The organism is Lactobacillus porci (assembly GCF_009695985.1).
GTDB lineage: Bacteria > Bacillota > Bacilli > Lactobacillales > Lactobacillaceae > Lactobacillus > Lactobacillus absianus.
The window spans coordinates 1-12,454 of record NZ_VUMX01000039.1 but is presented as its reverse complement, the minus strand read 5'-3'; the positions used below and the strand labels follow the sequence as shown (position 1 = coordinate 12,454).

Annotated in this window: 6 protein-coding genes and 2 pseudogenes; 3 read left to right on the top strand and 5 right to left on the bottom strand. The window is 41.4% G+C overall.

Features of this window, described 5'->3' with window-relative positions; translation table 11 throughout:
• Positions 1-86: 86 nt before the first annotated feature.
• Positions 87-1,364 carry an ATP-binding protein gene (locus FYJ62_RS09585; protein WP_154549460.1) on the bottom strand — a complete coding sequence of 426 codons (1,278 nt, stop codon included), beginning with the start codon at positions 1,362-1,364 and terminating at the stop codon, positions 87-89.
• 242 nt (positions 1,365-1,606) lie between these two features.
• Here FYJ62_RS09585 and FYJ62_RS09580 point away from each other — a divergent pair, with 242 nt between their 5' ends.
• Positions 1,607-2,554, top strand: coding sequence for an ABC transporter ATP-binding protein (locus FYJ62_RS09580; RefSeq protein WP_154549459.1), 948 nt, complete (start codon positions 1,607-1,609; stop codon positions 2,552-2,554).
• Positions 2,555-2,589: 35 nt separating this feature from the next.
• Here FYJ62_RS09580 and FYJ62_RS09575 read toward each other — a convergent pair whose 3' ends face one another.
• The 3 genes and pseudogenes from FYJ62_RS09575 to FYJ62_RS09565 all read right to left on the bottom strand — a co-directional run bounded on the left by FYJ62_RS09575 (position 2,590) and on the right by FYJ62_RS09565 (position 7,055).
• Entirely contained in the window at positions 2,590-3,627 is a 1,038-nt protein-coding gene (locus FYJ62_RS09575; RefSeq protein WP_154549458.1) for an IS30 family transposase, read from the bottom strand.
• Positions 3,628-3,876: 249 nt separating this feature from the next.
• A pseudogene (locus FYJ62_RS09570) lies at positions 3,877-5,258 on the bottom strand (IS4 family transposase).
• Between the two features lie 381 nt (positions 5,259-5,639).
• Positions 5,640-7,055, bottom strand: coding sequence for a hypothetical protein (locus FYJ62_RS09565; protein ID WP_229771894.1), 1,416 nt, complete (start codon positions 7,053-7,055; stop codon positions 5,640-5,642).
• Here FYJ62_RS09565 and FYJ62_RS09560 point away from each other — a divergent pair.
• Positions 6,996-8,374 (top strand): annotated as a pseudogene (locus tag FYJ62_RS09560) (IS3 family transposase). The gene FYJ62_RS09565 and the pseudogene FYJ62_RS09560 sit on opposite strands and share 60 nt — an antisense overlap.
• A 25-nt stretch (positions 8,375-8,399) precedes the next feature.
• Here FYJ62_RS09560 and FYJ62_RS09555 read toward each other — a convergent pair.
• Positions 8,400-9,095, bottom strand: coding sequence for a hypothetical protein (locus tag FYJ62_RS09555; protein WP_154549457.1), 696 nt, complete (start codon positions 9,093-9,095; stop codon positions 8,400-8,402).
• Positions 9,096-9,456: 361 nt separating this feature from the next.
• Between FYJ62_RS09555 and FYJ62_RS09550 the strand changes: the two genes are divergently transcribed.
• The coding region (locus FYJ62_RS09550; protein WP_154549456.1) for a YSIRK-type signal peptide-containing protein at positions 9,457-12,454 on the top strand (2,998 nt) is incomplete at its 3' end.

Genomic DNA, 12,454 nt, shown 5'->3' with positions numbered 1-12,454 from the left:
CTGGAAGCCTATTTACCATGGGCTGAGAATGTTCAGCTACACTGTAAGTGAAGTCCCATAAACTGATTAATCCCATCTTAGCATTGCTAGGATGGGATTTTAATATACCGCGATATTGGGCGCTTACCATTTTTCCACTTGCATTCGCCAAAGTAGCCGTTCAGCTTCTGGTCATCGAAACCGACAATGTCCATTTCGACTTGCTTCTTTTCCTTGGGATCAGGACCCCACCAATTGCCTAAGTTTACAAAAGGCTCTGGCACCAGTTCTGGATCAAACAGTTTGGACCAGAGGTATTCTTGGGAGAGTTTTTCAAATTCTGGTCCCATAAAGTGGGGAAGCTGCTTTATGATGTAGTCTAAAATTGGCTCGGTAATCCCCCGTTCGATAAAGCTGACCCGTTTGCCGACGAAAGTGTACCAGAAACGGAACATGCCATCCTTGATGGCATAGATGGTTTTCCGGCTTCTGGCTTTATCGATTTCCGTAACTGGCACCCGTTTTTCGACAATGCCCAGGTCGATCAAATTGTCCAAGTAGGGGCTAAGGGCCCCGCTAGCAATACCGGTTTTAGTTGAGATTTCTGACAGCCGGCTGGCCCTAGCAGCGATGGCACTGATAATGGAGCTGTAGCTTGCCGGCTCGCGGAGTTCTTGATTGAGCAGACTCATTGGTTCCGCGTAAAGCATGGCGCTTGTCGTTAAGAAATTGTCCTTGATGTTGTCCCTAAGGGATTTTTCTGGAGACATGAAGGAGAGGTAAAGGGGAATTCCGCCGGTGATGGCATTGAGCTCAAAAACTTCTTCCTTATTTAATTGCGGGAAAAATTCTTCGGCATCATGCAGGCTGAAAGGCTTCAGCTTAAACTGGGCAGTTCTGCGGCCATAAAGAGGGCTCTTGTAGCCAAGGACCTGCTTTTCCATGAAGGACATGGAGCTGCCACAGAGGATGAGAAAGAGCTTGTTCTGTTTGAAATAGTGGTCGATGTAGGATTGCAGCATTGAACTGATTGGCGGATAGGCTTTCGCCAGGTAAGGAAATTTATCGATGACTAAGATTAAGCGGCCATTTTTCTTAGAGAGATGGATGAGATACTTGAAGGCTTGCTCAAAGGAGGCAAAATTTGGCCCATCCAGATAGCTGGGATCTTCGAAGGCGTGAATCGCGTCAGAAAAACGGGCCAGGTTTTCCAAGGCGTTTTCTTCAAGGCCGGTAAAATAGATGGCTTGTTTGCCTTTTAGAAATTGGTTGATCAAGCTGGTTTTCCCGATACGGCGGCGGCCATAGATGACCGCAAATTGAAAGCTGTCTTCTTGATAGAGCTTATTCAGAGCTGTAAGCTCTTGGTTTCTGCCGATAAACATTAAAAGCACCTCGTTAACAATACTATGATTTACGATATTATACTTTACAAGTTTACGATATACAAGTTTACGATATTGCTAATTAAGAATTGAAGTTCCTGCATCGACTTGCAAATACACAAATAAGCCATTCTATCTCAACTCTGAGGCAGGATGAAGAAATGGCTTGACTTTTTTAAAATAAAGATTAAGCTTTCCCAAGAAAACATTAGCAATAAATGAGGAGCTTAATCAAAAACAAAATGATTGAAATTGATCAATTGTCGTTTGACTACCGGACTTTCAGCAAGGAACCGGGCTTAAAAGGAGCTTTGCGGGATATATTTCACCGTCAGTACCAGGCAGTACCGGCCCTCAAGAATCTCAATCTGACCATCCAAGACGGTGAGATCGTCGGCTTGATCGGGCCAAATGGCGCGGGGAAGACCACCTTGACCAAGCTCTTGACGGGAATCATCCAGCCGAGCAGGGGGCGCGTAACGGTTGCCGGGATTGCTCCAGGAAGCCGGCAAAAGCAGCTGCTGCGGCAGATTGGCGTCATGTTTGGCCAGAAGTCGCAGCTGTCCTGGAATCTACCAGCGGCCGACACCTTGAACATGCTGGCGGCCATCTACCAGCTGGAACCAGACCGCTATCAGCAGCGGCTGCAAGAATTATGTGCCATGCTGGACATCAGCGAGATCATCAAATTGCCGGTCCGCAAGCTGTCACTGGGCCAGCGGATTCGCTGTGAATTGGCCTGCTCATTGATTCATGAGCCCCGCTACCTGTTTTTGGATGAGCCAACCATCGGCTTGGACCTGCTGACTCAGGAAAAGATCTATGACTTTTTAAAGGACGAAAATCGCCTGCATCAGACGACGATCATTTTAACTTCACACAATGTTCGCGATCTTGAGGCCTTGGCCCAGCGGTTGCTGATTTTGAGCAAGGGCGAGCTGATTTTTGACGACAAACTGAGCAAGCTGCCCCTGCAGATTAAGCAGGCTGATGCTTACTGTTTGAAATATTGGATTGGCGACCGGGCAGACGTGCGCGAGGAAGTCATTCATGACCCTGGTCAGCTGTTTGCGAAGATGGAAGAATTTCGTCCAGAACAGATTATTTCTTTGAGCAAGACTGGGGTCTCGGTAGAAGACGTAATCTTGAAGATTTACCAAAGAGAAAAAGAACGCCAATTGCAAGAATAAATTGAACACTTACCATAACATCTGCTAGATTTTGACTATCTACGCCGGTAAATGCGGTCAAGTTCGGTGTCAGGAGTCTTGTAGTTTAAGATCTTCCGAGGAAGAGAGTTGCACCATACCTCGATCTTAGCAATATCTTCCACACTGTACTTATCCATACGGTCTCCCTTGGGAATATAGCGTCTGATAATCCCGTTGTGTCGTTCTACGCTGCCTTTATCACAGGATGTATAAGGGTGAGCGTAGTACACAAGAGTCTTGGAAACTTGCTCAAGATCGGATAGATCTGCGAACTCAGATCCGTTGTCGGTTGTGATAGACTTAAAGATTTGATTCCATTTGGATCCGTAGTACTCTCGAAGCTTATCAAATGCCTTCATAACGCTAGCTGAGGTCTTATCCTCAATCTTGATCATGAAGAACTGACGCGTCTTTCGTTCGCACAGAGTAAGCAATACATCATCGTCCTTAGTCTTGTGTCCAAGAACCAGATCGCATTCCCAGTGACCAAAGTCCTTACGGCTTTCGATTCTAGGACTACGTTCATCGATGCTTCGTCCCAGGATACGCTTGTTTACGCGGGCACGACGAGTCTTAGTATTGCGCTTGACCTTCTCTGGAAGATCACCGTTCTTGATATCCATTAGGCCCAAGTCAACGTAGTTATACAGAGTTTTGGTTGATACGACCTGATCCTTTTGGAAGATTCCCTTGGCCAAAGCATAACCCACGCAAGCATCAAGAGACCAGCCTCGATTATGGAAGCAGTGGGAAACATAGTCGATGAACTTATGTCTGCGAAGAAACAAGCTCTTGCGGCCGCATTCGCTTCTATGTAGTTCGTAAGTGCTTTGCCCTTCGACAGCTTTATATCGCTTCACATTGCCGGTATACACGGATACTGTGCCTCTTTTGAGCTCATATACGACCGTGCTTGGTGAGCAGTTAAGTTCTCTAGCTATAGCACGATTAGAGTAGCCCTTAGAGTGTAGCTCCTGGATTGTAGTCCGGTCGTTCAGCTTAAGGTGCTTGCCCTTTTGGTGTGGTTTAGTGTTAGAATATGAATGATCCATTTTAACCTCTCTAGAAATGTTTGTGGTAATTCATATTCTACCAGATGGTTGAAATGGATTTTTTGTGCTCTAATCCAGTGAAAACGATTTTTCTTACTGGATCGGAACAGTGTTCAGTTTAATTTTACAATCGGCGAGAAGAAAAAAATAAAGATCTTTGGAAAGAAATAGATAAACAACTTAAACTTCCCACACCAAAAAGAACTATGAAGCCTTGAAAACTCAATAGTTTAACCAGTAAATATTCAATTATGCTGCTAGTGATGGCGATATAGCCTCTTGCATGTACTTCGGGAGGCGGGAAATGAAAGCTTTGGTGAACCTTTCCATCTGCTCTTCTGTCAGTTGGAAGATCTCTTTCACGCTCTCGAACATGGCTTCCACCAGGATCTGAAGGGAGTGATGGAAAGTAATGTCCGCAAGCTCGTCTATCATGCAGTAAAAGAGCTCGCCTATTGTCCTATCATCTTCATCATCTCGCTTATGAACATGTAGCGCAGAAAGACGAAAGCCGTATGGGCAGTCAATGCATCATATGAGAGGCCGTGGTATTCAGTACCAAGTTTCAAGAAACTCTTGCAGGTCTTGAAGAAGACCTCGATGTCCCATCTTTTGCCGTAAATTCTGATGATCTCATTTTCATCGATCGTCATGTCCGTGCAAATAAGAGCGATCCAGTCTTTGCGGTTGGAGCGATTTCTTACGCAGACTATTCTGGCGTCAATCTGGGTACCATCTTTGGCAGGATCTCCAACCTTTACAGGGACGGACAAGAGATATCTTGAACGACCTCGCCGCTTCTTGCATGCGCTGAAGATCTGCTTGACGTTCATCCGCTTACCATCGAACTCGTATGTGATCTTGGAACTCTTCTTCACCATGGCAATTACGTTTAGGTCACGTTGCTTGATCTGGACGATCTGATGAGGATTGGAGAACCAAGTGTCAAACATGACGTACTTAGCAGTAAGCCCTGCTTTCAAAGCTTGATCGAGTAGCTGGATAACTACATCGGTCCCCTTTGATTGGGCCATAATTCGTCTTTTGGCCGCGATTGTGCGCTTGTCGATCTTCTTGGTTGTCCCGATGACATTCTGATCATTCTTTGAGGACAAGAGAGATGAAGCGATTGGGACGAAGGAGGATCCATCAGTCCAACCCATGGTCATCATCCGAAAGCCCTTCTTGTAGGTCATCGAAACGTGGTCGAATACTTTGGCAGCCAGCTCAGTCTTCTTGTATCCAGTTCTGGAGTAGAGCGAATCGTCAAAGACGAAGCAATCGGCACGTTGGTCAGAAGTCAGATCTTTCAGGTGCCCATTGACGATCCTCTCAGCTAGCAGAATAGTGAGGCGAAGCCAGTTGATATGTGGGTTCTGCATGAATCGATAGTAGGTGTTTTTGGAGAAGCCAGCAGTACACTTGCCAGACTTCTGTTGCATGTACATGCTTCTATCTCGAAACACATTACTGAAGATGTATGAAAGGATCGACCAAAGTGGGATTCCTTTGGACTTGCGGAGCCCACATCTACGGAGAAGCTCCATAACTTTGTAGTCCTTGAAGAACTTTTCAACAGAACGAGAAATTTGGGGTTCGTTTTTGGTATCGAATGATGGTAAACTAGACATAGCACAAGCCTTTCGTTTGATATTGATGATGTTGTAGTTGAATTATATCAAGCGAACAAAGGCCTTGTGCTTTTTTATTGGCTAAACTATTGAATTTTCAAGGTACAAGCCCACTTTTGTAAGTGGGAAGTTTAAGTAAACAACTAATGATGTTCCCGGCTGATAAAGATAATAGTATTGAGGAAAGTAGGGGTATGAGAATATTAAAGAGTGCCCTTAAGGATACTCAAGAATATAATTCAAATTGGCAAGGTGCTAAATCTTAACCTAATATGGAAAAATATTTTGGTGTATAGATTTATATGTGGGCTTTAAGCCCACTTTTTTTGTGCAAAATAAAAAAGCTCATACATTAGAAGCATAGGCAGGAAAAATAATGAATTAAATTTTAAAGTTCAAGTATAGTACACCGCTGCTCTTCATCTGTTTTAAGAATGGAGAAGCATCAGCGGTAATAGTTTGGCCACCGCTTGCATCTATACAGCCATTAGGACTGCAAAAACTTACTTTAGCATTCTTAACGGTGCTACCGTCTAAGTAGCTTGGCAAATGATCAGTAATTGTTGCTGCAGAATACTTCTTCTTTTCATCAGCAGTATCTTGCAAAGCTTTAATTCTAAAAGCTAAACGGTAGTGTAATTCTTGGCCGGCAACAACTGTACCATTGTCATAGTTGGACATATCCCAACTGTGTTTGCCAGTTGTGCCTTCTTTGCGTTTGTAAACCCATTTAGCGCCTTTACCAGGACTGTCAGGTAGGTGTTCAGGCTTTGGTTTTTCACCACCTGTAACAGTTACGTTAACTTGGTTAGTCTGGCCGGTCCAAGTAAGCTTACCCGGCTTATTTGGAGTAGGTTGAACAACATATTGTGCTTTATTGTGAACGATACCGACAATTTTTTCACCTTGCTTACGGTTATAATTAAATTTACTATTTGGAGTAACTTTAATTACTACATTGTAAATACCGTTGTAGAATGCACCTTTCTTAAGAGCACCCGGCTTTGCCAAGACTTTAACACTGTGTTTGCCCTTGGAAATATTAAAGAAGCTGGTCTTATCAACCATTTTACCGCCATCAGAGCTTTGTTTATAAACTCTAACGCGGCCAACATCAAGGCCCGGATCTAAGTCATTGTCAGCAAAACCATAGTTCTCTAAGTCTCCAGCCGGTTCCCAGTAAACAACGTTTCGGATGTTGTAGTAGAAGCTGCCTTGAGGCTTCGGAACTTTTAGGTTCTTAACCCAATCGCTGCCAACTTTAGTACCTTTTTCTTTCAAACCGACATATTTACCAACAAGCCGTTTTGAAGGGTGCCATAGCATATTTTTGTTGGAGTTAAGCGCAATCCAGTTACCAAATCCACCCAACTTAACTTTTTTCTTGATGTCACTTATTTTACCAATCGTAGCACCGGGTTTAACTGGATATGAACGCTGCTTGTCTTTTTCAAATTTTGTACCTTCATATTCATATGAGTTACGTCCATATGAAAAGTCAAGGTTATTCGAATTTACTTTAACGGCAAACATACCTTTTGGGTCATCACTATGAACAGTACCTTGAATCCCCATTGATTTACCCGGAGCACCGCCAAACCAGTGGCCCCCTTCATAGACAACTTTAGTTGGTGTTCTGTGATAAGCCTCAATTAGTTTTGGTACACGAATGTGCTGGCCATAGTCCAGATTGATATGACCCCCGAAATTAGGACAATAATTTCGGGGGTTATTTTCATGACTAAATACACTAAAGAAATCAAACTTGCTATCTACCACGAATGGGTAGACGATCATAGAAGAGGCACCTACCTCAGCCGAAAATATGGGATGGAGCGTGGAGGAATCCAATATTTGGTAGACTTGATCCAAAAGCATGGCGAAGCCATTTTGGATCGCCCTCAACAGAAATATACTGCTGATTTCAAGCTCGCTGCCATTGATAGAGTTCTGCTAGGTGGTGAAGCTCTTAGGCAGGTTTCCTTAGACTTAGGGCTTACGAATCAAGGAATTCTTGCTAATTGGCTTCGCTCTTTCAAAGAAAACGGGTATACTGTCATTACCAAGAAGAAAGGTAGACCACCCAAGAATGCCCAAAAACAAGGACAAACAACGGATCAAAGAGCTGGAAGAGCAGGTAAAGAGGCTTACAGTCGAGCTTGCATACGTAAAAAATTGGAGGCCTTAATTCAAGAACGGAAGAGCCAAGAAAAGAAGAATTAGCTCGTGCAATCACTGAATTAAGGCAAGAATTGCGGCTTAGCGTTAAGTACATTATCGACGTTATCAATGCCAATCCTGGATTGCCTCATATTTCAAGAAGTAACTACTACTATCAGACTCATAAGCCAGACAAGGATTCTCGTAACCAGAAGCTGATGGATCGAATCAAAGAGATCTATCTTGAACATAGCCGGCGCTATGGGTACCGGAGAATCTGCGGACAACTCCGCCGGGAAGGCTATGAGATCAACCATAAGAAGGTGCAGAGGCTCATGCAAAAGATGGGCTTATTCGCCATCTCAATCCGCAAGAAACGCAAATACAGCAGCTATTATGGCGTTCAAGGCAAGATCAAGCCAGACTTAATCAAGCGCAATTTCTACGCAATTATTCCCGACAGACATTGGTTTACCGACGTGACAGAATTCCATCTTAAAGATCAAAAGCTCTACCTCTCTCCAATTATCGATGGTTGTACCCAAGAAATCATCTCCTACAACATTTCTAGACACCCAGACCTTAAGCAAGTGATGACTATGCTAGATGATGCATTTGAGAAGCACCCGGCTCTTAACGGGCTTATTTTCCACTCAGACCGTGGCTGGCAATATCAGCACTATGCATATCAATCCGCTCTGGCTAACAGAGGGATCGATCAGAGTATGTCCAGGCTAGGCAACTCTCTTGACGACGGCCTAATGGAGGGCTTCTTCGGTATTCTTAAGCGGGAGATGTTCTACGGCCAAGAGCATAAATACAAGGACTTAGATGAGCTTGAACAAGCTATTCACAAATATATCGATTACTACAACAACGTAAGAATCAAAACAGGACGAAAAAACATGACCCCGATTGAATATCGGAATCATGTTTTAACAACCTTAACGGCATAATACTAATTTGTCCCAATTTTGGGGGTCACATCAGATCCCAAAATGAAAGTGGAATTTTCTTATTTTTCACGCCAATGATATCCACATGGAAAACAACGACACCATCGCCACGAGCATTAAAACCAATCTTATGCGGGTGGAATCTAAAATAGTGTAATGATCCATTTGTTGTTCCCCAAGTCCATGAAGGATCAGTCCAGTTAGTCATTGTTAATCTAAGTGATACTAACTTGGGTTTCTTCATATCCTTATCGTAGTAATAAGCCGCATTCTTGTAATAAATCCCGATATGGCCCTTGTCTTTATCGGAATACTTATATAAAACTGTGCCTGATTTTGCGGTATCGACCGACCAATTTGACTTAGTTCCACCAAATAAATAGTAGCTAAAACCTTTTGGCCGGCTGCTTGCTTTTTTCAGGTTCGGAAATTTTAGGTACCCGTCAAAGTCTTTACCTGGAATCATTTCGCCATTACGTGCATCAAAGGAATGGACGTATTTCCGGCCTGTCCAAGAAGCATCAGCTAACTTTTCACCTTTGGTAAAGTTCTTTGAGTTTTTTGCGGCAACGCTGTTAAAGTCGCGCTGTTTACCTTTAGCTAAAGCTTGGCTACTTGAGCCGGCTAAGCCAGCCCCGCAACCAGCTATCATGAGCATTACGGTAAGTAGCGTTAAATAGCGCTTGCGCCGCTTTTTAACATGCAATTCGGTTTCTTGCATAATCTCATATCCTTCCTATTTTATTTAAACAATAATTTTACTATGTAAAAGGCTTTTGTGATTTCAAAAAATTGTCTTAAAAAGGCACTGTATGGAATCTTTTTTAATTACCCTGAAATTTTATTTTATTAGTGTTAACATATAGAAGGACATTGCTAACTCCCTACTAGAGACCGTAAAATAGTTTGTGTAAGGATGAATGATTCCTTAAATTAATTTCTTAAAACATTAGAAAAAGGAGTTCCTTTCTCGTATGATTGGTTTGAACAAAAAACACATACTTACACAAACTATTTTACGGTCTCTTGTTTTTATAGCTTAGCTTGTTAAAATGTATTGTTGTTAAAAATAAGGAGAGACTGTGTTTAAAAAAGGAAATAATTTTGATAGAGTAAAGCAAAGATTTAGTTTACGTAAGTTAAGTATTGGAGTATGTTCAGTTTTATTGGGCTTAACTTTTATGAGTGGCAATAATAATACTGTTAAGGCTGAGACGACCCAAAATCCGACTGAAGAGTCGAAAGCCACAGATCAAAGTCAGACTGGATCTACACATCCACAAAGAGTAGCTGTAGATGCATCAGTAGCTGAAAAAAACAGCACTAATGATGCTGAATTTAGCAATACTACTAATCCTATCGATTCTGGTAATTCAGATAATGTTAAGGCTGAGACGACCCAAAATACGACTGAAGAGTCGAAAGGCACAGATCAAAGTCAGACTGGACCTACAGATGATGCATCAGTAGATGTAAAAAACAACACTAATGATGCTGAATCTAGCAATGCTACTAATCATATCAATTCTGGTAATTCAGATAATGGAGGTTCTGATTTATCAGAGGTAGGTTTAAAAGGGATAAACCAAAATAATAATGGCACAGAAACAGTAAATACTGCTAAAATTGCAGATCAAACCAATGCAAATACTTTTGCAGCATATGAAGCCAGCCTTTTAGAAGTAGATCCTAATCCTAATTCACGTTCAACAATTATAGGATTAAATGAATATTCTAATCCTAAACATTTGGGTAAAGTAACTGAGCAACTTAGTGATACAGCACGTAGTATTAAACAAGTAAATATCACTCCTGATGAATTAAAACCAACACTTTTAGACGAAACAGGTAAAGCAGTTGAGAACACATCAAAAGAATTGAATTTTGATTTAAGTGTATATGTTCATGACTCAGTTAGTGATGTAAATAATCTAGATTTAGATTGGCAAATTGATGATCGGTTAAGCAATCAAATCGATTCTATTTCTATTGATGAGGGTAAAGGTAAAACCCCTGTTACATTCACGAAAGACACTAATTCTAATGTTTGGCGGGCAGATTTTAATAATGCAACTCAAATGACTTGGGTGTCAGGTGGTGTTGTTAATGGTCATATTCAAAAAACAGGGACCATTACATTTAAGGATTCAATTTTTAATATTCTAAAGCAAGCTGATATTTTAAATAACAACAATGAGGTAGATACTAATAAAGATCCTTTAGCATACAGAAGTTATGTTTCTTATGAAGGAGATAAAACAGGAACAGGTTTTGTTTATGGAATTGGTAAACAGTTTATACATGATGTTTATGAACCCCATTCAATTATTGCTACAACATTTAATACAAGTTACTTCAACACTGATAAAGATAATCAAATAATGGCTGCTGAAAAAAATTACGGTGTTTCGACAGCAGATCTGAATAAAGACGGTACACATAGTTTTGTTGGTGGTTATGATGATGTTTATTATGATTCTACAAACAACACTATTGTTGTTGATAACTATTTAAACCGTTGGGATGGTAATGCAAACGATAATGTCAAATACTGGACCTATCATTATGGCGTCGATCCCAAGTTATTACCTTATATTAAGAGTGGGGAAATCAGTCGAATTAATTTTGGTGGTGTTTTTGGTGGTGTTATTGATTCTGGGGCAAGTTATAAGAGTCAAGTGAGAGCATTACCAGATGCAACTAATGACAATGATTCAACGTATAATCACCATAATCAACTTTCACTTGATCAAAATGGAGACGGTGCTTTTTCGGGTCAAGAAGACACTCAATATCAAAAATATGCGAGTGAAAATCCAAGCGTTTGGAATAATAACGGAAAAGTATCATCTAATTTAGGTAATTATTACTATGGTATTTTGGGTAGTCGTCCATTAGTTATTAGAACTATTTATCATTTAAACGATAAGTTGAGTGATGGCAGCAAGATGTCATTGACCGGTTTATTGAGAGAAATCGGTAAAACAACTACTACACCTCAATTACTGTTCACTAATTTCATGACCGATACTGAAGGCAAAGTGGTAAAGGGTACAGAAAGTGTTAGTGCACCGACGTTTGATCAACTTTCTACCCCAATTGCTGGACCTGATCAATTTACCCAAACAGTAAATTATGTAGATGGTAAGGACGAAGTTATTGGTTCTCAGGATTATGTTGGGAAGGAGAATACAACTCAAGACTTTACTGGGCAAGTGCCTCAAGGTTGGGTTTTAGATGGTGATACATTACCTAAGACAATCAAAATTGGTACTACTAATGGTTCACAGAATATCAAAGTTAAAATTGATCCCCAATTAGTAAACGATTTACAGAATAATCTTAAAAATGCCAATGATTTGATTGACAATCCTGACACACCAAAAGTAGCTGACGGTGCTTTAAAGCAAGCGATTGCAGACGGAAATAATGCTTCAGAATATGGTAAAGATGCACCTACTAATATGCAAAATACCATTAATGAATTGGCTAATACTAATGATTTGGTTCAAGCATTAATCAATGGTAAAAATGCTGAAAGTACTGCTAAGTATTACAACGATACAGATGATAAGCAAAAGGCTTTAACTGATGCAATGACTGCTGGTACTAATGCCATTAGTTCAGGTATCACTGCTCAAGACCAATTTGAAGGAGCAGCTTCAGCAATTGAAACAGCCATCAATGGTTTAAGCGGAAAAGAAACTGATAAGACAGCATTAACTGACGCCATTAATAAAGGTAAAGCGGCTCAAAATAGTGACCGCTACTACAACGACGCCAATGACGCCGATAAGAGCGCCTTGGATAATGCCCTCAGCCAAGCTGGTAAGGATCTGAATGATAATCCTTTGACCCAAGCCACGGCCTCTCAAGATGCCCAGGCTATTAACGATGCGATCAAGGGTTTGAAGGGTCAACCAACCAACTTAGATGGGTTGAATCAAGCCATTAGCCAAGGTGAAGCAGCTAAAAAGAGTGACGGCTACTACAACGACGCCAATGACGCCGATAAGACCGCCTTGGATAATGCCCTCAGCCAAGCTGATAAGGATCTGAAGAATAATCCTTTGACCCAAG

Bases quoted from the DNA above. Each gene is read 5' to 3' on its own strand.
- FYJ62_RS09565 (WP_229771894.1), bottom strand. From the start codon at position 7,055: ATGATCGTCTACCCATTCGTGGTAGATAGCAAGTTTGATTTCTTTAGT.
- FYJ62_RS09580 (WP_154549459.1), top strand. From the start codon at position 1,607: ATGATTGAAATTGATCAATTGTCGTTTGACTACCGGACTTTCAGCAAG.
- FYJ62_RS09585 (WP_154549460.1), bottom strand. From the start codon at position 1,364: ATGTTTATCGGCAGAAACCAAGAGCTTACAGCTCTGAATAAGCTCTAT.
- FYJ62_RS09575 (WP_154549458.1), bottom strand. From the start codon at position 3,627: ATGGATCATTCATATTCTAACACTAAACCACACCAAAAGGGCAAGCAC.
- FYJ62_RS09555 (WP_154549457.1), bottom strand. From the start codon at position 9,095: ATGCAAGAAACCGAATTGCATGTTAAAAAGCGGCGCAAGCGCTATTTA.